Origin of the sequence: Streptomyces sp. NBC_01537 (assembly GCF_045040445.1) — a bacterium.
Lineage (GTDB): Bacteria > Actinomycetota > Actinomycetes > Streptomycetales > Streptomycetaceae > Actinacidiphila.
This window is the reverse complement of sequence record NZ_CP109392.1, coordinates 7519931-7542167: the sequence shown is the minus strand read 5'-3', so window position 1 is coordinate 7542167 and position 22237 is coordinate 7519931. Positions and strand designations below refer to the sequence as shown.

Annotated in this window: 13 protein-coding genes; 3 read left to right on the top strand and 10 right to left on the bottom strand. The window is 69.8% G+C overall.

Annotation, left to right across the window (positions count from 1 at the left end; genetic code table 11):
- Positions 1 to 10: 10 nt before the first annotated feature.
- The 4 genes from OG607_RS34660 to OG607_RS34645 form a co-directional block, all read right to left on the bottom strand.
- Positions 11 to 10846, bottom strand: a complete 10836-nt coding sequence (locus tag OG607_RS34660; protein ID WP_405731931.1) for a LamG-like jellyroll fold domain-containing protein — start codon at positions 10844 to 10846, stop codon at positions 11 to 13.
- 266 nt (positions 10847 to 11112) lie between these two features.
- Positions 11113 to 11790, bottom strand: a complete 678-nt coding sequence (locus OG607_RS34655) for a response regulator (protein ID WP_405731928.1) — start codon at positions 11788 to 11790, stop codon at positions 11113 to 11115.
- On the bottom strand, positions 11787 to 13019 hold the full coding sequence (macS, locus tag OG607_RS34650; RefSeq protein WP_405731925.1) for a MacS family sensor histidine kinase: 1233 nt from the start codon (positions 13017 to 13019) through the stop codon (positions 11787 to 11789). Before macS ends, OG607_RS34655 begins: the two co-directional genes overlap by 4 nt.
- Before the next feature lie 20 nt (positions 13020 to 13039).
- A complete protein-coding gene (locus OG607_RS34645) occupies positions 13040 to 13741 on the bottom strand; it encodes a lysophospholipid acyltransferase family protein (protein ID WP_405731922.1) in 702 nt (233 codons plus the stop codon).
- Positions 13742 to 13856: 115 nt separating this feature from the next.
- Between OG607_RS34645 and OG607_RS34640 the strand changes: the two genes are divergently transcribed.
- Entirely contained in the window at positions 13857 to 14621 is a 765-nt protein-coding gene (locus OG607_RS34640) for an alpha/beta hydrolase (protein ID WP_405731919.1), read from the top strand.
- Positions 14614 to 15150 (top strand): hypothetical protein, encoded by a 537-nt coding sequence (locus tag OG607_RS34635; RefSeq protein WP_405731916.1) that lies wholly within the window; start codon positions 14614 to 14616, stop codon positions 15148 to 15150. Before OG607_RS34640 ends, OG607_RS34635 begins: the two co-directional genes overlap by 8 nt.
- A 126-nt stretch (positions 15151 to 15276) precedes the next feature.
- On the opposite strand, the gene OG607_RS34630 is transcribed toward OG607_RS34635, so the two are convergent.
- The 6 genes from OG607_RS34630 to OG607_RS34605 all read right to left on the bottom strand — a co-directional run bounded on the left by OG607_RS34630 (position 15277) and on the right by OG607_RS34605 (position 20165).
- Complete coding sequence (locus tag OG607_RS34630; RefSeq protein ID WP_405731913.1) at positions 15277 to 16053, bottom strand: endonuclease/exonuclease/phosphatase family protein; 777 nt, start codon at positions 16051 to 16053, stop codon at positions 15277 to 15279.
- 191 nt (positions 16054 to 16244) lie between these two features.
- Entirely contained in the window at positions 16245 to 17186 is a 942-nt protein-coding gene (locus tag OG607_RS34625; protein ID WP_405731910.1) for an ROK family glucokinase, read from the bottom strand.
- A 56-nt stretch (positions 17187 to 17242) separates the two neighbouring features.
- Entirely contained in the window at positions 17243 to 17632 is a 390-nt protein-coding gene (locus tag OG607_RS34620; RefSeq protein WP_405731907.1) for a DUF5304 family protein, read from the bottom strand.
- A gap of 17 nt (positions 17633 to 17649) precedes the next feature.
- Positions 17650 to 18813: an ArsA family ATPase gene (locus tag OG607_RS34615; protein WP_405731904.1), complete on the bottom strand. Its 1164-nt coding sequence runs from the start codon at positions 18811 to 18813 to the stop codon at positions 17650 to 17652.
- A gap of 1 nt (position 18814) precedes the next feature.
- A complete protein-coding gene (locus OG607_RS34610; RefSeq protein WP_405731901.1) occupies positions 18815 to 19282 on the bottom strand; it encodes an SRPBCC family protein in 468 nt (155 codons plus the stop codon).
- A gap of 121 nt (positions 19283 to 19403) precedes the next feature.
- Positions 19404 to 20165: a metallophosphoesterase gene (locus OG607_RS34605; RefSeq protein WP_405731898.1), complete on the bottom strand. Its 762-nt coding sequence runs from the start codon at positions 20163 to 20165 to the stop codon at positions 19404 to 19406.
- Between the two features lie 239 nt (positions 20166 to 20404).
- Here OG607_RS34605 and OG607_RS34600 point away from each other — a divergent pair, with 239 nt between their 5' ends.
- Positions 20405 to 22207 (top strand): AMP-dependent synthetase/ligase, encoded by a 1803-nt coding sequence (locus OG607_RS34600; RefSeq protein ID WP_405731895.1) that lies wholly within the window; start codon positions 20405 to 20407, stop codon positions 22205 to 22207.
- Positions 22208 to 22237: the final 30 nt, after the last annotated feature.

The following is a 22237-nucleotide window of genomic DNA, read 5'->3' as shown; positions in this document are numbered from 1 at the left end:
CTATATCCCTCTAGAAGTTCGCGAGCGTCCGGGCAAACGACCATCCCGAGTCGTCAACGGCCTCGATAAGGACGTGACTGGCGAGCGTACCGCCATTCCTGTAAAGAGGAGTCACACTCATAGTTATAGTGTTTCCTGAATTTCTCACGTGCGCTGCGATCAGATTTTCGGCATCTGCAATGGCGCCATTGTTCTGGGTTGCCCCCTGCGTAATGATATTCCTCATGTCTCGACCGTCACCGCCAAACTGACGTCCGATGAGATGTCCACGAGAATGACCCGCACCCTTCACGAATCCGTCCGGAGTGTTCCTGGCTCCACGCCCTGGCTCGCTACCGATCAACCCGTTCTGCGCGTCATCAAGGGTCTGCGGGGAGACCTCGGCGTAGGCTGGTCCGCGCTGTCCGTTCTGGATTTCGGAATAGCTGGGGCTGCAGTTGTGGACCAGGACCGGCGTGTTTCCGGCTTCCACATAGTACGTGTGGAGGTCACCGATGGTGAGGTCGTACGTGGTGGTGTTCGCGTGGAAGAGGCGGACCTCGGTGACCTCGGCCGACCCCGTCGGCGTCTGGAGGAGGTCGCCGGGGTGGAGGTCCTTGGCGTCGGTGAAGGACTGCTGGGTCTCGTCGTAGAAGGGGTGGTGGTAGGTGGTGGTCAGGGTCGCCGTGGTGTCGGCGGCGGTGCCGTGGGCGGAGGTCGTGGAGACGACCTTCGCGGCCGGGGCGATGTCCTGGCCCGAGGCGTGGTGACCGAGGCCGAGGAGGGCGCCGATACCGGCGACTGAGGCGGCGAGGCCGAGGGCGGCCTTACGGGCCACCTTGGCCTTCAGGGACGGGGCCTTGATGGTGACCTTGACGAAGTCGTGGTCGGTGTGGGTGACGATGACTTTGGTGACGGCGTGGGTCTCGGTGCCCTTCTGGCCCGGGACGGCGTTGGTGATCTTGTCACCGACCTTGATCTGGTCGATGGCCTTGGCGGAGCCGTCGGCCATCAGGACCTTGGTGGAGCCGGTGAAACTGTGCACCGAGCAGCCGGGAGAACTGCTCTCGGCTTCCCGCGTGACCTGGGAGGCGACGTCGTCCTCGGCCTCCGTCGCGCCCTTGGAGAACAGGCCGCCGACGGCCTCCATGGCCTTGGGGGCGAGCTTGCCCATGACCTTGCCGCCGAGGGAGCCGAGGGCTCCGCCGAGGGCGCCGCTGACGCCGCCTTCGACTGCGGACTCGGCGAAGGCGGAGGCGCTGCAGGCGTCGCCGCCGTCGTCGGCGCACTTGAAGCCCTGGTCGACGAGGGCACCGACGGCTCCGGCGGCCGCGGCGCAGCCGATGGTGCCGATGCCGGCGGTGAGGGCCTCGCAGCCGGCGAAGACCGCGGTGGAGACGACGAAGGAGGTGATCGCGGCGGCGTGGTGCTTGACGTAGGTGCCGGCGGTCTTCAGGGCCTTGCCGGTCGCCCGCAGGGCGGACTTGGTCTTGGCCTTGATGGCGTTGCCGAGCCGCGCGGCGGCCTTGCGGGCGTGATGGTATTCCTGTTTCGCCCGTTTGACCGCGGTTTTGACGTACGTCCTGGCGGCCCGGTAATACCGCCGGACGTGACGGGAGACGTAGTTGGAGACGCGTCTCTTCAGCCGCAGACCGGCACGGTAGGCGTCCTGGACATGGTGCTTGAGGCGGCTGCCTTCGCGTTTGGCCGCCTTGACCAGGCGGTGGACGACCTTCTTCGCCTTGTTGTAGTAGGACTTGGCCGCCCTGCCGACGGAGGAGTGGGAGACGGCATGGCGGACCCTCTTGGCCACGTGCTTCACCGCGCTGACGTCGCAGGACCAGGACCACATGCTGCAGTGGCCCGAGGGGTCCTCGTCGTCCAGGGGGTTGTCACCGACGTAGGCGTAGGGGTTGGCCTCGGCCTCGTCGGGGACGGGGTTGACGGAGACGGTGTCCTTGTTGAGGAACTGGCCGTCGGCGGGGTTGTACCAGCGGGCGGCCATGTCGACGTTGCCGGTGTTGGGGTCGGTCCAGCCGGACTGGAAGCCCAGGGAGCCGGTGAGGCTGGAGGTCGAGGTGACCTTGCCCAGGGGGTCGTAGGTGACCGAGCCGGCCAGGGCCGTGGCGCCGGAGGTGAAGTCGCCGACGACGTCGTCGTGCTGGTCGGTCAGGGCGAGCACGCCGGTGGCGGTGGTGCCGCCGACGCTGTTGATGCCGATCACGCCGTCGGCGGGATCGTAGGAGTACGTGTGCGAACCGTCGGCGGCGATGGTGTTGCCCTGGCCGGAGAAAGACAGGGTGCGCACCGAGCTGGTGGTGTTGCCGGAGCTGTCGGTGGTGGTGCCGGTGATGACCCGGCCCAGCGCGTCCAGGCCGTAGGTCTGGTTGCTCGCGGTGACCTGCTGCCCGTAGGCGTCGGCGGTGTACGTGGTGGTGGCGCTGGTGGTGCTGTCCACCGACATCGTGCCGCGTGCGGTGTAGCTGTAGGAGTGCACGCCGTCCGAGGTCAGCTCGTCGCGGGCGTCGTAGGTGTAGACGTTCGAGCCTGCCTGGATGCGGTTGCCGGAGGCGTCGTAGGCGTAGGTCGTCGTCGCGGTGCCGTTGTTCCACGTCTTGAGCCGGTTGGCCCAGTCGTAGGTGTAGGTGTTCGCCGAGGCGCCGTTCACACCGGTCGTCGTCTTCGACGTCAGGTTGCCGTTGCCGTCGTAGCCGTAGGCCATCGAGGCCAGCGTCGTGGTGCTCTGGAGCAGGGCGTCGCCGGTCAGTTCGTGCAGCGAGTTGTAGGAGAAGGTGCGGGTCTGGCCGCTGCTGCCGTACTTGATCGTCTTGAGGTCCTCCAGCTGGTCGTAGGTGTACGTCAGCTGGGTGCCGGTGGCCGCGTCGGCGAGCTGGTAGAGCCGGTCGGCGGTGTCGTAGGTGTAGCCGGTCGTGCCCGCCGCGTCGGTGCGCGAGGACAGCAGGCCGTCCTTGGTGTACGCGAAGGAGCTGCTGTTCCCGGCGCCGGTGCCGGTGAGCAGGTCGCCGCGGTCGTCGTAGGTGAAGTTCTCGCTGGTGGCGGCCTGGTAGCCGGCCTTGCCCGCGGTGCCGGCCGCGGTGGTGGTGGCGGAGGTGAGCTGGCCGAGGGCGTCGTAGCCGAAGTTGCGGGTCGCGGTGGCCGCGTCGGCGGCGCTGCCGGACTGCTGCTTGAGGTTGCCGACGGTGTCGTACTGCATCGACTCGGTCACGCCGCCCGGCTGGGTGAGCGCGGTCAGCTGGCCGTCACCGTTGTAGGTGTACGAGGTCGTGGAGTCGGCGGCCGAGGTGTACTGGCCGGTGGCCGGGGCGGTGACCGTGGCGACCTGACCGGACGGGGTGTAGGAGTACTTCCAGGAGTTCGCCCGGCCGTCGGTGTAGCGGGTCCGCTGCCCGGCGGCGTCGTACCCGAAGGAGGTGGTCACCGAGGTGGACGCGTCCACCGGCTGCACCTCGTTGGTGACCATGCCGGTCGCGTCATAGGTGAACGTCGTCGTGTGCTGGTTGCCGTCCTTGGTGGACAGGACGTTGCCGACCCCGTCGTAGGTGTTCGAGGTCGTCGACAGGAGCGTGCTCGACGCGTCGTACTGCTTGGTGGTGACCGGCAGTTGCAGGGCGTTGTAGTCGGTCTGGGTCCAGGTGCTGTCCGGGTAGGTCGTCTTCTGGAGATCGCCCTGGTAGTCGTACGTGTAGTGGGTGGTGTTGCTCGCCGCGTCGGTCACCGAGGTCTGTTCGCCCAGGTTGTCGTAGCCGTAGGAGGCCTTGACGCCCAGCGGTGTGGTGGTCGAGGCCAGGAAGGCGCCGCCGGGGTTGGTGGCGGAGGAGGCGTAGGAGTTGATGGTGGTCAGGGTCTGGGCGCTGGGGTAGCGCTCCAGGACCGTGGAGGTCAGCTGCCGGCCGAGCCAGTCGTAGGTGGCCTGGGTGACCGCCCCGTTGCCGTCGGTGACCTGCTGGGGACGGCCGTCGGCGTAGTACAGGGTGTGGGTCGTGGACCCGTCGGGGGCCTTGACCTGTGCCAGGTCGCCGAGCTGGTCGTAGGTGAAGTTGGTGGTCTCCTGGTCCGGCGAGGTCTCGGCGGTCATGTTGCCCGCCGAGTCGTAGGTGTAGACCGTCACCGGTGTGATGGAGGTCGACGAGCCCGGCGGGGTGTAGGGCGACTGGGTCTCGGAGACCTTGTTGCCGTCCGCGTCGTACGCGGTGGTGCTCTCGTTGGAGTCCGCGTCGATTTCCTTCACCGGCTCGCCGAAGGTGTTGTAGCCGGTTGTGGAGAACGGGCGCTCCTGCGACGCGGTGCCGCCGACCGTCTCGACCGACGCCACCGGCTCGGTGGTCAGCGTCAGTTCGCCGGCCTCGTCATAGGTGTAGTTCGTGGTGTTGGTGTCGGCGTCCGTCATGGACGTCTCCAGGCCACGCTGGTCGTACGTGTGCTTGGTGGTCAGCTGGTCGGAGGAGCCGACGGTGCCGCCGCTGCGGCCCTTGCCGTACAGCGAGGTGATCTCGGTGGCGGACAGGGCCCGCTGGTAGGTCTGCACATCGCCGACCGAACCGGCCACCACGTTGCTGACGGTGCCTCCGGCCGTCTGGGCACCGCCGATCGACAACGGTCCCGAACCGGTCCACGGCGTGGAATCGGTGCCGGAACCGGCCAGCGTGCCGTTGACGTAGAGCTTGATCGCGCCGGTGGTGGCGTCGAACACACCCACCAGGTGGGTCCAGGTGTTCAGCGTCGGGGCCGAGCTCGCGGACGCCGTGTAGTACGCGGTCGGGGCGCCCGAGGAGTCCTCGCTGGGGGCGATGAGCCGGTAGACGCCCGTGGTCGAGGCGTACTGGAGGTAGAAGGCCGACCGGTTGGTGCCGCCCTGGGCGACGAAGGTGCGGAAGGTCGAGGTGTCGGTCAGGTTGACCCAGGCCGAGACGGTGTACGAGGCGCTGGTGTCCAGGACCGGTCCGTTGGTGGCGATGTCGCTGCCGGTCCCGGTGGTGGTCCCGGCGAACTTGGCGGCCCCGTCCGACCAGGTCACGCCCGAGCCCGCGGTGGCGGTGTTGCCGGTGCCGGAGGAGTCGGTGACCGAGCTGCCGGAGGTCTGGTCGAGCTTCCACCAGCCCGCCGGGTGGCCGGAGGCGTCGCCGTAGGCGGTCTCGGAGGTCTCGTTGCCCATCGCGTCATAGGTCGCGGTCGTCGTCCGGTCGTAGCCCGACGAGTCGGTTTCCCTGGAGCTGGCCACCAGGTCGTCGGGGGTGTACGAGACCTGGGTGACCCGGTTCAGGCCCGACGGGTCGTCCGTGCTGGTCGTCGTCCGCGAGGCCGCGTCCACGACGTTGTTGGTGACGGTCGCCCCGTTGTTGGTGGCGGTCGAGATGGTGTTGCCGGCCGCGTCGTAGGTGTCGGACTCCACGACGAACGGGTTGTTGCCCGAGGAGTCGGTCTTGGTGACCGTCGCCGTCAGACCGTCGTCGGTGTAGGTGTACGACGTCTTGTTGCCCATCGCGTCGGTCACCGACGCCAGCCGCCCGGCGGGGTCGTAGGCCCGCGAGGACTCCGTCAGGAAGGTCGCCGAGGACGGGTTGACCGGGTCGCCCGTGTACTGGATGCCCTGGGTGAGCAGGTGCCCGTTGTCGTCGTAGGTGTACTTGGTGACATTGCCCTGCTGGTCGGTCTCCTGGCTCAGGTTGCCCGAGGAGTCGTACGCATAGGTCGTCGTCGCGCCGTTGGACGCGCCCGCGTTGCCGTTCGCGTCGGTGCGGGTCGCCACCTGGTCGTAGGCGTTGTACGTCGCCGAGGTCGTACGGGAGGCGTCGCCGCCGGAGGCGTCGGCCACCGTCTGGGAGGTGACATCGCCGTCGTAGTCGTAGACCGTCGAGGTCACCGCTGTGTGGGTCGCGCTGGTTGTCCGGTCGGTGACCGGCGGGGCGGTCTCCGTGGTGACCTCGCCCAGCTCGTCGTAGACATAGCTGGTCTTCAGACCCGCCGGATAGGCGTCCGAGACCTCGGTCTTGGTCAGTACCCGCCCGAGCTTGTCGTACGTGTACTTGGTCACCAGGCCGGCGGCGTCCGTGGTCTGGGCCACGTCGCCGGTGCTCAGATACGCGATCGAGTTGACCGCGCCGCCCGGCGAGGTCGTCCTCACCGGAAGGCCCTTGGGCACATTGCCGGTGTCGGTGGCCGGGTAGGTCGAGGTGCCGTCGCTGTAGACCGTGGTGGTGGTCCGCCCGGAGGGGAACCCGGGCACCGCCGGGGTGGTCACCGTCGTCTGGTCGCCGGCGGTGTCGTAGCCGTACGAGGTCAGATAGGTGGTGTCGGTCGCCGAGGACGAGCGGCCGTCGCGCTGGGTGAGCAGCAGGTCATTGCGCGCGTCGGCGGTGGTCAGCTGCGCGGTGGTGTCGTCGGGGTAGTAGGTGAAGTACTGGCTGGAGCACTTGTTGGCCACCTGGTTCTGGCAGGTGGTCACCGAGACGGTGTTGCCGCGCACATCGTGGCCGGTCACCGTCGTGTCACCGTCCGGGTCGGTGACGGTGTGCTCGAAGCCGCCGGTGTCGTAGCCGTACGAGGTCTTGTTGCCGAGCCCGTCGGTCTCCGACAGGATCCGGCTCCCGTTCTCCGGGTCGTAGGTGTACGTCGAGGTCTTGCCGGCCGGATCGGTGACCGTGGAGGTCTCCACCGGGGCTACGCCACCGGAGTTCTGGGCCGCCGCGTAGTGGGCGGCGACGTCCTGCGCGGTCAGGGCCTGGTGGTAGACGGCGGCTTCGGCGATCGAGCCGTTGAACCAGCTGACCTCGCCGGGTGTGTTGACCCAGCTCTTGGCGAAGCCGGCGCCTATGTAGACGTGGGTGTTGGCCTGGTCGTTGGGGGCGCCGGAGTACGTGGCCTGCTGCACGCCGTCGAGGTACATGATCTGGGTGCTGCCGGACACCGTGAGCACTACGTGGTGCCAGGTGCTGTCGTTGACCGTACTGGTGGAGCCGAAGGCGGTGGAGCCGGTGCCGCTGCCGCTCCAGAAGTGGCCGTGCAGTTTGTAGTCGGCGCCGACGTAGAGGACCGGGGTCCAGGAGCCGGAGGCGGCGGTCGCTCCGGCGATGGCGACGGACTGGTCGCCCATGAGGACGCCGGAGGTCGCGGTCTTGAACCACAGTTCGACGCTGCGGTCGCTGGTGGAGTGCAGGGTGGCGGCGGGCACCTCGACGTATGAGCTGCTGCCGTTGAAGGTCGCCGCCGAGTTGTCGGAGAAGGGTCCGGTGGCGCCGAGCGTCACATTGGCGTAGGTGCCGGAGCCGCCCTTGACCTCGTCCACCGCGGAGGCCGAGCCCGCCGCGTCGCCCAGGCGCCAGTAACCCGAGGGCGCGCCGCCCATGATCGCGGACTTGTAGACCTGGCTGGAGCCGGTCACGGTCGGCGCGGGCAGCGTCCAGGACCCGCCGCTCTCGTCGGTCAGGTGGGTGACCGCAGTGCTGACCGGGTCGTAGGTGACGGCCGCGTAGGCCTTGCCCGAGGGACGGGTCACCGAGGTCAGCAGGCTGGCGGCCTGGGTACCCGAGCCGTACAGGGCCGTCACGTCGGCCTGGGTGAGCGCGGAGCCGTAGACGGCGGCGTCCGCGATCGAGCCCTTGAAGTAGGTCGCGTACCCAGTGTTGCCGCTGGCGCCGGCGTGCGGCTCGTCGGGCCAGCCGCCGCCCAGGAAGCCGGCGCCCAGGTAGTCGCGGGACTGCAGGAAGGTGGAGAAGCCGCCGCCCCAGGAGATGGAGCCCGACTTGCTGCCGACCGCCGCGCCGTCCAGGTACAGGGTCTGGGAGTTGCCGGCTCCGGACAGCACCACGTGGTGCCAGTTGCCGTCGGCCACCGAGGCGCTGGAGACGATGGGGGCAATGCCGCCCGCGTACCAGAACTCCGCGTTGAGCTTGCCGTCCGTGCCGACGTACATCGACGGGGTGTACTGCCCGGATGTGGTGGCGTTGTCCATCGAGGAGTCGGAGTACGACCACAGCACACCGGGAGCGGTCGCGGTCTTGAACCACAGGGAGACCGATATCGACGTGGCGGCCGTCGCCAGGCTGTTGGGCAGCTGGACGTAGGAGGTCGTGCCGTTGAAGCCCGCGGCTGTGGTGCTGCTGCCGGCCAGGGGGCCGCTCTGGCCGAGGGTGACATTGGAGTACGTGGCGTTGTCGGAGCCCTCGTTGGTGAGCACCTGGCTGGCGGCGGTGGTGCCCGAGGACTCCGACAGCGGCCAGAAGGAGTCCGGCGAGCGGTCCATGGACTGGTTCAGGTAGCCCGAGGACGAGGCGTAGCCGTACTGGGTGCAGTGGGACCAGGTGGTGGGGGCGCACACCGTGGTGAGTGCGTCACCGGTGTAGAGGTACTCCCAGTCCTCGGTGGTGGAGCTGTCGGTGGGGTCGGCGGCCTGGGTGAACACGTACTTGACGTGCGCGGCGGTGGCGCCGGTGGGGGTGGACCACTGGAGTTCCAGGGTCCGGCCGGAGACCGCCGACGTCATCAGGGTGATGTGGCCCAAGGTCCAGGTGAAGCTGACCGCACGGCCGTCCGCGTCGGTCACCGAGTTGATGCCGTACACACCGGAGCTGAGCAGTTTGGTGAAGGTGTAGACGGTGTCGTTCTTGTCGGTGAGCGTGTAGCCGGGGTCAGGGGTGCTGACGCTCTTCAGCGTGGCGAACCGGCCGGAGGAGGCGGAGAAGGTGCCGTCGGAGTTCTTGCCGTAGCCGACCTCGGAACCGTCCGGATAGGTGACGTTGACGCTGGTCACCGTCCCGGAGGCGTTGGTCACCTCGGTGGCCCTGGAGTCGAAGACCGAGGACCACCCTGCTCCGAAGGCGCCGGTGATGCGCGGGTCACGCGAGTTGTAGCTGCGGTCCACGTCCAGCGCCGGGCCGACCGTGGAGACCGACGCGTCGGTGTCGGAGGTCGTGTAGTTGCCGATCGACGGGTCGAAGCCGTGGTCGCTGCTGTTCTGCGACAGCGACGAGGTGATCGCGGGCTGCGGCACCTGCACGGTCAGGCTGGACCAGGAGCCGGCCGCCGAATACAGCGCTCCGTCGTAGGCCTGCACCGCCCAGTAGTACGTCTGCCCCCACTTGAGCTTGCCCGACGGCACGGTCCAGTTGCCCGAGGAGACCAGACCCGAGTCGGAGACCAGGGTGCCGGACGGGTCGTAGACCTTGAAGTCGTACTTCAGGCTGGTGTTGGGCGAGCCGTCGTCGGCGGCCGCCCCCTCCAGCTCGGGGGTGAGGGTCTGGGCGGTGGTGTTGTTGCCCGGGTAGCGAGTGATCATCTCCGGGGCGGCATTGCCGGTGTACGTGTACGTCAGGTACGGCTCGTAGCCCGAGTCGTTGACGGAGCCGAACTGCTTCCAGTGCAGGGCGTCGGTGGTCGAGGCGTAGACCGCGACGCCGTAGTCGGCGAGGGTGCCGCTGGCCCACTTCTGGATCGCGCTGTTGGCCAGGGTCACGGACACCCAGTCGCCGACGGTGCGGTCCGCCGCGGTGTTGGCGCAGGCGTTGGCGACGGTGGGCGTGGTGTTGCCGATCGAGGAGCCGTAGGCCGGGCCCGGGTAGGTGTAGGTGGAGGTCGCGAAGGGCGACCAGGAGGTGCTGATCTGGGCGACGTCGAAGCGCTCGGCGGTGCAGGTCGAGGCCCAGGTGTCGAACAGGTGCATGGAGGCGGCGGTCACCGTGACGTTGGAGCCGTCGAACGGCTTGTACCAGGTGTTCTCGAAGGCGTTCGCCTTGTGGGTCCCGGAGTCGTAGGAGCCGACCTTGATGGTCTGCTCGCCGGAGTGGTCGGCGACGTTGTTCGTCTCCGCGTACGTGGTGTTGGACCAGGTCGTGATGGTCGGGTCCACGGTCACCGGGAAGACCCGGGCGGCGTCGTGCAGCCACGCCGGGTTCAGGGTGACCGTCAGCTGCGGCACACCGGAGACCGTGGACAGGGCGTACGTCACCGCGTGGGTGGTGGCCGGTTCGCCGGAGTGCGGGTCGACCTTGGAGTCGTAGGCGTACGCGGGCGGGATCACCTCGACGGTCTTGCCCGCGGCGTTGACCAGGTCGATCCGGCCGGATTCGGCCGCGACCGGCCGCAGGCCCTTGAGGTCCAGCGGGAAGACCCAGGTGTTGGCGGCCTGGGCCGAGTGCAGCACGATGGCTTCCTTGAGCCCGGTGGCGACCGGGGACAGGGACACATCGGTGTGGGGCAGGACACCGGGGTAGGTCGTCTTCGCTCCGGACACCCGGGCGGTCACCTTCGCGGCGCCCCGCAGGCCGTAGGACAGGCTGTGCTTGGCGTCCACCGCGAAGGAGGCCAGCGCGGGGTCGGCGGCCTGCGCGGCGAAGTCGACGGTGAGGGAGTTGGCGTCCTCGTGCCAGCGGCCGTCGGCGCCCTTGCTCACGCGGGTGTCGATCGGCCGCCAAGTGCCCGAGGAGTCACGGTAGTTGACGGTCCCCTCGGATACCTTGCGGGTGAAGGACCCGTCCGAGTTCCGGAACAGGGTCGAGGTCGCGCTCGACTTGGCCGGGACCCGCTTGCTGGTCTTCGCCGAGAAGCCGGTGACCTTGGCGCTGCCGCCCCGCTTGAAGGTCTGCTTGTAGGGCGTGTAGGTGGCGAGCTGTCCCTTGCCCTTGCCGGGCTTGCGCCCCGAACCGCCGCCCGCCCGCGTGGAGGCCGCGGAGGCGCGATGACTGTGCCCCGCGGCGGTGCCCGCCTTCTCCTGTGGCAGCTTGCCCCAGTGCGGGTCGGTGAACCACCGTCCGACCGAGGACAGATCGGGCATCGACAGCGCCGGCAGCGTCGCCCCGGCCGCCACCGCCTCCTGCGTCGTCCACATCAGGGCCATGCAGGTGACCAGAAGCATCGCAGTCGCCCGGAACCAACGCTTCCGCGAGGCGGCACGGCGGGCAGAGCGGTGGAACGGTCTGACAGTCACAGCACAGGCCCCCGACAAGATCGGCACAGAATCGCTCGATCATGCGGGGAACCCGAACGCAAGAGCCATACTTCTCAGATTAGCTTTACCTCGCACAGACATACTGTTGACTTGTCGGACCGTCTGATCTTGAGATGTTCATCTGCCGGGCAAAGCATGTTCATTGACGAGCCGTCCGCCCAGCCGGACGGGTCTCAGTCGTCCAGGCCGCGTTCTATCGCATAACGGACCAGCTCGACGCGGTTGTGGAGCTGGAGCTTGCCGAGGGTGTTCTGGACGTGGTTCTGGACGGTCCGGTGGGAGATGACGAGACGCTCGGCGATCTGCTTGTAGCTGAGGCCCTTGGCGACAAGGCGGAGGACCTCGGTCTCCCGGTCGGTGATACGGGGGGCCTCGGGCTCGTCGGGGGCGGCCGGGGCGGGGTCGGAGGCGAGGCGGCGGTATTCGCCGAGGACGAGACCGGCGAGGCCGGGGGTGAAGACGGGGTCGCCGACGGCGGTGCGGCGGACGGCGTCGAGGAGCTCGTCACGGCCCGCGGACTTCAGCAGATAGCCCGTGGCGCCGGACTTGACGGCTTCCAGGACATCGGCGTGCTCGCCGCTGGCGGACAGCACGAGGACGCGCAGGGCCGGGTTGTCGCCGATGACAGCCTTGCAGACCTGGACACCGGACAGGCCGGGGAGGTTGAGGTCGAGGACCAGCACCTGGGGCTGGGCGGCCTTGGCACGGCGTACGGCCTCCGGGCCGTCACCGGCGGTGGCGACGACCTCGAAACCGCCCTCGGTCAGGTCACGGGCGACCGCGTCGCGCCACATGGGGTGGTCGTCGACCACCATCACCTTCACGGTCGTGCTCACGGCACCGTCCGTCATTTCTTCAGCCTCATTTCGACTTCCGCTCCCTGCCCCGGCACCGAGACGACCTCCACCGTCCCGCCGAGGTCCCGCAGCCGGCCGCGGATCGACTGGGCGACCCCGAGCCGGCCTTCCTTCTCCGCGTCGGCGAGCCGGCCCTCGGGGATCCCGGGCCCGTTGTCGCGGACGCTGACCAGCACGGCGTCCGGCTCGTCCTCCAGCAGGATCCAGGCGTGGGCGCCGTCCCCGGCGTGCCGCGCCACGTTGTCCAGGGCGGCCCGCACCGCCGCGACCAGCTCGCCGGCGGCGTAGGTCGGCAGCATGACGGCGGTGCCGGGGGCGGCGACGGTGACCCCGGACGAGGCGAGGGAAGCGAGCAGCGCGGACAGGTCCAGGGGGGCGTCCGGCTCACGGTCCAGGCTCTGCAGCGGGACCACGGTACGTACGAGGTCATCGGCGACCGAGGCCGAGGCCGGGACCGGGGCCGGGCCGGCGGCCACCAGGGCGCGCAGGGCGACCTCCTGCTCACCGGCCATCCGGCCGAGCGCCTCCGCCTCGCCGCCGATCTCGGCACCGCGCCGCTGGACCATGGCCAGCACCTGCAGGACGCCGTCGTGAATGTCACGGGCGAGCCGCTCGCGCTCCCGGGTGGCGGCCTCGATGCGCAGGGCACGGGCGAGGACGCGCTCGCTGGTGCGGGCGACCTCGACGACATAGCCGATGGCGATGCTGGCGATGCACACCAGCAGGACGTTGTGCACGGTGTCCCGGGACAGCCCGCCCCGCTCGATGACATTGGCGACGCCGACCAGCGCGGAGGTGACCGCGGCCCAGCGCCAGCCGCCCTTGATGGCGAAGGCCAGGACGGCGCCGGCGGTCCATATCGACGGGAGCGTGGGACCGCCGTCGAGGATCCGCTGGTGGGTGGCGACGAGCGGGGTGAGCAGGATGCCGCCGAGCGCGACGCTGATGTCGGCGACCAGGAAGCGCTTGGTACAGCGCTGCGCCGAGCTCACCCGGCCGAGCGTGACCAGCGTCCACACGGCGAGCAGCGCGAGATAGGCGACTCCGGCCCAGGGGCGCTGGTACTCGTCCTCGTCCCAGCCGATGGCGAAGAGGCCGATGGCGTACACGAGCGTCAGCAGCCGGTAGGCGGTGAGCGCGCGCCAGAGCGGCTGCTCGACCGACATCCGCACGACCCGTGGTGGCCGGGTTCTGATCCGTACGGCCTTGCTCTTGTCCCCCATGTCCCCTCGCCCCTGCCGAGTTACTCGGCTTGCTTCTTCGCCTCAGCGATCTGCCGCTTCGCGGCGGTCGCGTAGATGTCCTCGTACTCCTGGCCGGAGAGCTTCATGATCTCGTACATGACCTGGTCGGTCACCGCGCGCAGGATGAAGCGGTCGCCGTCCATGCCGTGGTAGCGGCTGAAGTCCAGCGGCTTGCCGATCCGGATGCCGGGCCGCATCAGCCTGGGCATGACCTTGCCGGGCGGCTGGATCTTCTCGGTGTCGATCATCGCGACCGGGATCACGGGCGCGCCGGTGGCCAGCGCGATCCGGGCGAGGCCGCCGGGCTTGCCGCGGTAGAGGCGGCCGTCGGGCGAGCGGGTGCCCTCGGGGTAGATACCGAAGAGCTCACCGGACTCGATGACCCTTATCCCGCTGCGGATCGCGGCCTCACCGGCCCCGCGCGCGCCGGAGCGGTCCACGGGGAGCTGGCCGACGCCCTTGAAGAAGGCGGCGGTGAGCTTGCCCTTCACGCCGGGGGAGGTGAAGTACTCCGCCTTGGCGATGAAAGTGACCTTGCGGTCCAGCACCGCCGGAAGGAAGAAGGAGTCGGAGAAGGACAAGTGGTTGCTCGCAAGGATCGCGCCCCCCTCCTCGGGGATGTTCTCCAGCCCCTCCACCCATGGCCGGAAGGCGGCCTTGAGAGGCGAGCCGATAGCGACCTTCATCACGCCGTACAACAACCCATGACCTCCTGTGTCTGACGGAAAGACCTTAACGCCAGATCGCCCGGGGCTCTCCCCCGGCGCAGGCCGTCCGCGTACTGTGAGGTAATCCATCGCGAACAGGAGACACACGGTGCCGCTCATGCCCGGAGCCGAGCCCTTCCGCCATGACGGCGGCGAGATCGGCGTGCTGCTCTGCCACGGCTTCACCGGTACGCCGCAATCGCTGCGCCCCTGGGCCGACCATCTCGCCGCGCGCGGCCTGACGGTCTCGGTCCCGCTGCTGCCCGGCCACGGCACCCGCTGGCAGGACATGCAGCTCACCGGCTGGCAGGACTGGTACGCCGAGGTGGACCGCGAGCTGCGCTCCCTCAGCGCCACCTGCTCCCAGGTCTTCGTCTTCGGCATGTCCATGGGCGGGGCTCTCACCCTGCACCTCGCCGCGCAGCACGGCGACGCGATCAGCGGCATCGTCCTGGTCAACCCCTCGGTGAAGGCCGACGGCATCCCGATCAAGGCCGTGCCGGTGCTCCGGCACCTCGTGCCGTCCGTGCCGGGCATCGCCAGCGACATCGCGAAGGAAGGCGTGACGGAGACCGGTTACGACCGGACCCCGCTGCACGCGGTGTACTCCCTGAGCCGCTTCTGGAAGCTCGTACGGGCCGAACTGCCGCAGGTCACGCAGCCGCTGCTGCTTCTGCACAGCCGCGTCGACCATGTCGTGCACCCCTCGAACTCGGCGATCGTGCTGGGCCGGGTCTCCTCCGCCGACGTGTCGGAGCGGGTCCTTGAGCGCAGCTACCACGTCGCGACCCTGGACCATGACGCCGAGCAGATCTTCGAGGAGTCGTACGGGTTCGTCCAGCGGCTCGCGAAGGAGGAAGCGCCCAGTGGCTGAGCGCGAAGACGGCCCCGATCCGGTCGACGAGGACGCCGCCTGGGCCGAGATCGTCGCCGGCTTCGACGCCGAGCCGGAGCCCGGCACGGGCTCCTGGCCGGCGGCGGAGGACATCGACGCGGGCGCGGACGTGGACGTACGGGACGAAGAGGCCGGGGAAGAAGCCGGGGAAGAAGCCAAGGACGCTACGGAGGAACCGCCTCCGGCGGCGACCCGCAGCATCGTCATCCACCCCGTCATCTCCGGTCCCCGCGACTACGAGATCGAGGAAGAGGACGAGGGCCACTTCGAGCCCCCCGAGCCGCCCCCGCTCCCCCAGGCCGACGCCACCACCAAGTTCGCCTGGCTTGCCGTCCTCGGTGGGCCCGCGCTGATTTTCGTCTACATCCTCCTCCAGCAGGAGATGCCCTGGTGGGCCATCACCGTCGGCATCGGCGGCTTCCTCGGCGGCTTCGCCACGCTCGTCGCGCGCATGCGGCCGGGCGGCGACGATGACGACGACCTCCCGGGCGGCGGCGCGGTCGTCTGACCGGTTTGTGGGCAGGCGTTCCGCACGGCGAGCGCAGCGAGGTGGGGTCCCCCCACGCGAAGCTGTGGGGGAGGGTGGGCACAAACCGGACGCAGCGGCGAGGCCGCCCACGCACCCCCGCCACCGTCAGCCTTCGGCGGGCGGCACGCGCAACGCGGCCAGCACTGGTAGATGGTCGGTCGCCGCCCTCAGGTCGGCGTCCGTGATACCGGACAGCCCCGCCGGGACCCCGCACCCCAGCACCTCGATCCCCGGGGTCGCGAAGATCGCGTCGATGCGCTGGTGCGGCCGCTCCGGGACGGAGGTGTACTCGCCGCCCCACGGCTTCATGGCCCAGCCGTCCTGGAGCGATGCTGTGAGGCGGCGGAAGGCCCGGCCGTCCGGGCGGTCGTTGAGGTCACCGCCGACCACGGAGTGCGGTTCGCCCATTGCGGCGAGGCGGTCGAGGAGCAGTCCGGCCTGCGCATGACGCTCTTGGGCGGAGAGGCTGAGATGGCAGCTCAGCACGGAGAGCCGGGCCCTGCCGACCCGGACGACGGCGGTGGCCACCCCCCGCCGGTGCAGCGGGGGGTGGTGGGGCAGCAGCAGATCCTCGGTCCGCTCCACACGCACCCGGAGGGAGGAGAGGATCATCGGCCCGGTCGTGGTCGCCCCGCCCGTGACCCACACCAGCTCGGTGGCCCGCGCCAGGCGGGCCGCTGCCTTACGCCATCGGAAGAAGCGCGGCGCCTCCTGAATGAGCGCGAGGTCCGGCGCACAGGCGCGGATGACGCGGGCGAGGGCGGCCTCGTCGTCGCGCAGGGAGCGGACGTTGTAGCTCAGCACGCGGATGACGGCGGAGCCGTCTCGCTCCGTGCGGGACGCGGGGAGATCTGCCAGCAGCACGGAGGGGTTGTCCCCCACCCCGCCCCTTCCCGAAACCGGGGGCTCCGCCCCCGGACCCCGGTTGGGCGCCATCGTGTGCGGCCCGTCGCCGAGTGCGGGCCGTGGCCGGCTGGTCGCGCAGTTCCCCGCGCCCCTAAGGGCACCGTCCTGCCCCTCGGCCGCCAAGAGGCGGTGCCCACGGCACGCCGGACGAGGGCGGCGTCAGAAACTCAGCCCTGGCGGGCCAGGTCCGCCGCGCCGACGAGGCCCGCCTTGCCGCCCAGCTGGGCGGCAAGGACCTGGGCGTGGGGCCGGTACTGGCCGCCGACGAGCCAGCGGCGGAAGGACTTGCGGATGGGTTCGAGGACGAGCTCGCCCTCGTCTGAGACGCCGCCGCCGACGATGAAGGCGGAGGGGTCGAAGAGGGAGGCGAGGTCGGCGAGACCGGCGCCGGCCCAGCGGGCGAGTTCGCGGAAGGAGTCGACGGCGACCTTGTCGCCGCCACGGGCGGCGGCGCTGATGTGCTGGCCTTCGATGCCGTCGGCGGTGCCGTCGCCGAGGGAGAGGAGAAGGGCCGCGTTCTCGGGCTGGGCGACGGCACGCTGCTTGGCGTACCGCACGAGCGCCCGCCCGGACGCGTACTGCTCCCAGCAGCCCTGGCTGCCGCAGCCGCAGAGCAGGCCGTCGGGGACCATCCGGATGTGGCCGAACTCGCCGGCGACGCCGAAGCGCCCGCGGCGGAGCTTGTTGCCGATGATGATGCCGCCGCCGAGACCGGTCCCGAGGGTGATGCAGATGACGTCTTCGTGGCCCTGGCCGGCGCCGAAGCGGTACTCGCCCCAGGCTGCGGCGTTGGCGTCGTTCTCGACGACGACGGGAAGGCCGACGCGCTGCTCGACCTTGTCCTTGAGCGGCTCGTGACGCCAGTTGATGTTGGGGGCGAACAGCACGGTGGCGCGCTTGTCGTCCACGTAACCGGCGGCGCCGATGCCGACGGCCTCGACGGCGTGGTTCACGCTGACATCGCGGACCGCGGCGGCGATGGCGTCGACCACCCCTTCGGGGGTCGGCGGGGTCGGCACCTTGACGGTCTCGAGAATCGAGCCTTCTTCGTCGACCACACCGGCCGCGATCTTGGTGCCGCCGATGTCGACGCCGATGGTGAGTCCCATGTGTCCCTCAGTATTCGGTCGATCCCCGCTGCGTCCAACCGTACCGGAGTGAATCGTCAGTCCAGGTCAATGTGCTCGGTAGGGCTTGCGGGCCGCTTGGCCGTCCAGCGGGCCTCCTGACCTGCGACAGCCGAGCGGTAGGCGGCCAGCAGTTCGGAGCCGGCCGTGGCCAGGTGGTCGAAGACCTCGGGATTGCGTTCCCTTATCGGCTCGACGACCTGTTTGACCTGCGAGATGACGGTCTCGGCGGCGATCGTGACGGCCGGGCTGCGCAGCACGGCGATCCGGTCGGCCACTGCCTCCGCGAGCCGGCGCAGTTCGTCGGCGGCGCTGCCGGGGCCCTGACCTGCCTGTTCGCGACGGCGTGCGTTCTCCGCCGCGATGTCCTCGGCGCTGGCCTTGGCCCAGGCGTCGGTGTCGATGCGTTCGGTGGATTCGCTGCTCATGTATCGACGTTACCGGGTCAGCGGGGCCACAGGCTCGGGTCGGGTTCGAACCGGACGCTCAGAGCCCCCTCGCGCAGCGAGGCTCCGGCGACCGTGCAGCGGCGCAGCGCGGAGGGCAGCGGCAGGATGCGGCGGAAGCCCTCGGCGTCGACGACGAGTTCGTCGCCCCGGCGGACCAGGTCCAGGCGCTCGCGGGTCGCGCCGGGCAGTGGGAGCCGCCAGAGGAAGTGGCCGTCGGATGCGAGGCGGTCCTCGACCGTCCAGGGCTTCGCACGACGGTCACCGGCGAGGCCGGGAAGCTCCTCTGGCAGGGCAAGCTCCGGCAGGTCCAGTGCCGCCAGGTCGTCGGCGCTCAGCGGCTCACGGCCCAGGTGGGGCACCGCATGGAGCGGCGTCTGCGCCAGCTCCGCGCGCAGGGCGCGCAGCTCCTTGTGCTGCTGTGCGGACAGCTCGGCCAGCCAGGGATCCGGCGAGGCGGCCGGGAGCAGCCGGTTGGCGATCACGGCCTCCAGGCGGTGGCCGTACAGGGCCAGCCCGGTACGCGCATGCCGGATCGCGTCGGCGGCATGCGCACCGGGCTCCACGACCAGCCGTACGGTCGTGCCGGGGTCCTCGATCACGGCCTGCGCGGCGGCCAGTTCCACATCCGCCCGCCCGGCGGCTTCGTAGAGCCGCTCCCCCGGCATGGGGACGCCCGCGAGCTGGGCGAGCACCGGGCGCAGTGCGCGTGCCGCCTGCCGTTCGGCGGGGACGAGCCGGCCGAGGTAGCGGCGCAGCTGCTCGGGGAGCGCGAGGGCGGCGAGGGCCTCGTGGACGGGCGGGAGGTCGGCCACGACGAGATCCCAGGTGTCCTCGGAAGCCGCGTCGCGCAGGGCGCGCAGCAGGGCGAGGGTGTCGGCGCCGGGCAGCTCGGTGAGCTCCTCGGGGTCGAGCGGGGCGGCGCCGAGGAGGTCGAGGACCGAGCCGAGGCGGCCCTGCACGTCCAAGGCGTCGGCCCGGAAGGACGCGGCCGGGTCGGTGCGGATGACGCGGACGCCGGGCAGGTCGCCGGAGAAGGCACCACCACGCTGGGCGGGGAGCAGCAGGACGCGCCGGCCCCGCCGGGCCTCGGCGACTGCGGTCGCCGCGGCGATCGTGGTGCGGCCGGAGCCGCCGGGGCCGGTGACGAGGAGTGTGCGCACCTCAGGCCTGGGACGCGGACTTGGGCGGGGACTGGGACTCGACGCGCTTCTTCAGTCCGGCCAGAGCGCGGTCGATGATGACCTTCTCCGCCTTGCGCTTGATCATCCCGAGCATCGGGATCTTGACGTCCACGGTCAGCTGGTAGGTGACCTCGGTGCTCTTGCCGCCGTCCAGCGGCGCGAGCACGTAGGCGCCGTCCAGCGTGCGCAGCATCTGGGACTTGACCAGCGACCAGCGGACCTCGTTGCCGCCCACCCAGCTGTACGCGAGCGTGTGGTCGTCCTTGATCGCGCCCGCGTCCAGCAGCAGGCGGACCTGCTCGGCGCGGCCCTGGGCGTCGGCGGAGAGCACCTCCGCCTCCTTCACCTCACCGGTCCACTCGGGGTACCGCGCGAAGTCGGAGATGACTCCCATGACGTCGGCCGGGGCCGCGTCGATCGTGATGCTCGACTTGGTGTGTTCCGCCATCGCCGTGGCCCCTCCGGGACTTCGCATGAATCGTGACCTGAATCGCGACCTGAACCGTGACTTGCGTGCTGTTGTTGCAGGCTACCGCCTGTGCCCCGAAGCCATCCCCGCCGGGATGCCCTCACCACTCCAGGACCCAGGGTGTCCGGGTGGCATTGAAGTGCCCCACGTTGACGCACTCCGTGGTCCCGATCCGCATACGCCGGGCGAGCGGCTGGTGGACGTGCCCGAAGAGGGCGTATTTGGGGCGGGTTTCGTTGATCGCGTCGAGCAGTGCCTCGCTGCCTCGCTCGAAGCGCCGCGCGACGGTGTCGTAGCAGAGCTCGGGGACGGCGGGCGGGATGTGCGAGCAGAGCACGTCGACCGGGCCGAGTGCGGCGACCTTCTCGGCGTAGGTCTCGTCGTCGACCTCGTACGGGGTGCGGTACTGCGTGCGCAGGCCGCCGCCGACGAAGCCGAAGACCAGGCCGCCGATCTCGGTGGTGCCGCCGTCGAGCACGGTGGTGCCGGGGGCCGCGTACTCGGGCCACAGGGCAGGAATGTCGACATTGCCGTAGGTGGCGTACGTGGGAGCGGGGAAGGCGGCGAAGAGCTCGGCGTACTGCTTGCGGACGGCGCTTTCGATGGCGGTGCGCTTGTCGAGGCCGGACCAGAGCTCGGCGTCGAGGGCACGGGCGTCGTCGAAGCGCTTGGCCGTGCGCAGGGCGACCATGCGGGCGGCGTTCTCGGCGCCGAAGAGGTCGGGGAAGATGCCGCGCGAGTGGTCGGCGTAGTCGATGAAGAGCACGAGGTCGCCGAGGCAGACCAGGGCGTCGGCGCCGTCCCCCGCCTTCCTGAGAGCCTCGACCGCACCGTGGACATCGCTGACGACATGGACCCGCATGGCGATCACCCTATCGCTCGTTACCGACGGGTCACCGGGGATCTGGATTAAGCTTCGCGCAGTGGGTGCCGGTCGTGTGACACACAAAACATCTACACGGCACCCCCTATCGCAGGTGCTTTACCGATGGGTAACGTCCGGTCAGTCCGATCCACTCCTTGATGCATGTATGTGACATGAAGACATGAAGAGTGGGCCGCAGCCAGCACCGCCGCCGGCGCCGATGAGGAGCAGCAGTCTTGCGTGAGTTCAGCCTTCCGGCCCTTTACGAGGTCCCCGCGGACGGCAACCTGACGGATCTCATCCGCCGCAACGCCGCGCAGCATCCCGATGTTGCCGTGATCGCCAGAAAGACGCCTTCCGGCGACTGGCAGGACGTCACCGCCACCGCCTTCCTCGCCGAGGTGCGCGCCGCCGCCAAGGGCCTGATCGCCTCCGGCGTCGAGCCCGGCGACCGGGTCGCCCTGATGTCCCGCACCCGCTACGAGTGGACGCTGCTGGACTTCGCGATCTGGAGCGCCGGCGCGGTCACCGTGCCGGTGTACGAGACCTCCTCGGCCGAGCAGGTCGAGTGGATCCTCGGCGACTCCGGCGCGGTCGCCGCCATCGTGGAGACCGATGTCCACGACAAGACCGTGGAGTCGGTGCGCGAGCGGCTGCCGCAGCTCAAGCACCTCTGGCGGATCGAGGGCGGCGCCGTCGACACGCTCGACGCGGCGGGCAGCGACATCTCCGACAAGGTCGTGGACGAGCGCAGCGCCACCGCCAAGGCGGACTCCCCCGCGACCATCGTCTACACCTCGGGCACCACCGGCCGCCCCAAGGGCTGTGTGATCAGCCACCGCGCCTGGTTCGCGGAGTGCGGCAATGTCGTCGAGCGGCTCAAGCCGCTCTTCCGCACCGGCGAGTCCTCGATCCTGCTCTTCCTCCCCTTGGCGCACGTCTTCGGCCGCCTGGTGGAGGTGGCCGCCGTCATGGCGCCGATCAAGCTCGGCCACGTCAGCGACATCAAGAACCTGACCGGCGAGCTGGCCGCCTTCCGGCCCACGCTGATCCTCGGCGTCCCCCGGGTCTTCGAGAAGGTCTACAACTCCGCGCGGGCGCAGGCCCAGGCCGGCGGCAAGGGCAAGATCTTCGACAAGGCCGCGGACACCGCGATCGAGTACAGCCGTGCCCTGGACAGCGCCGGCGGCCCGTCGGTCGGCCTGAAGTTCAAGCACAAGGTCTTCGACCGGCTGGTCTTCAGCAAGCTCCGCACCGTCCTGGGCGGCCGCGGCGAGTACGCCATCTCCGGCGGCGCGCCGCTGGGCGAGCGCCTCGGGCACTTCTTCCGCGGCATCGGCTTCACGGTGCTGGAGGGCTACGGCCTCACCGAGTCGACCGCGGCCACCGCCTTCAACCCCTGGGACCGTACGAAGATCGGCACCGTCGGCCAGCCGCTGCCCGGCTCCACCGTGCGGATCGCCGACGACGGCGAGGTGCTGCTGCACGGCGAGCACCTGTTCACGGGCTACTGGAACAACGAGAAGGCCACCGCCGAGGCGGTCTCCGACGGCTGGTTCCACACCGGCGACATCGGCACGGTGGACGAGGACGGTTATCTGACGATCACCGGCCGCAAGAAGGAGATCATCGTGACGGCGGGCGGCAAGAACGTCGCCCCCGCGGTGATCGAGGACCGGATCCGCGCGCACGCGCTGGTCGCCGAGTGCATGGTGGTCGGCGACGCCCGGCCCTTCATCGGCGCCCTGATCACGATCGACGAGGAGTTCCTGCCCCGCTGGGCCGAGCAGCACGGCAAGCCGGCCGGTGCGACGGTTGCGGAGCTCAGGGACGACCCGGACCTGATCGCGGCCGTCCAGCAGGCCGTCGACGACGGCAACGCGGCGGTCTCGCACGCGGAAGCGGTGAAGAAGTTCCGGATCCTCACCAACCAGTTCACCGAGGAGTCCGGTCACATCACGCCCTCGCTGAAGCTGAAGCGCAATGTCGTACTGAAGGACTTCGCCGCCGACATCGAGGCGATCTACGCGAAGAAGTAGGCCAGGTCGCGAGCCGGGTGGTCCAGGGTG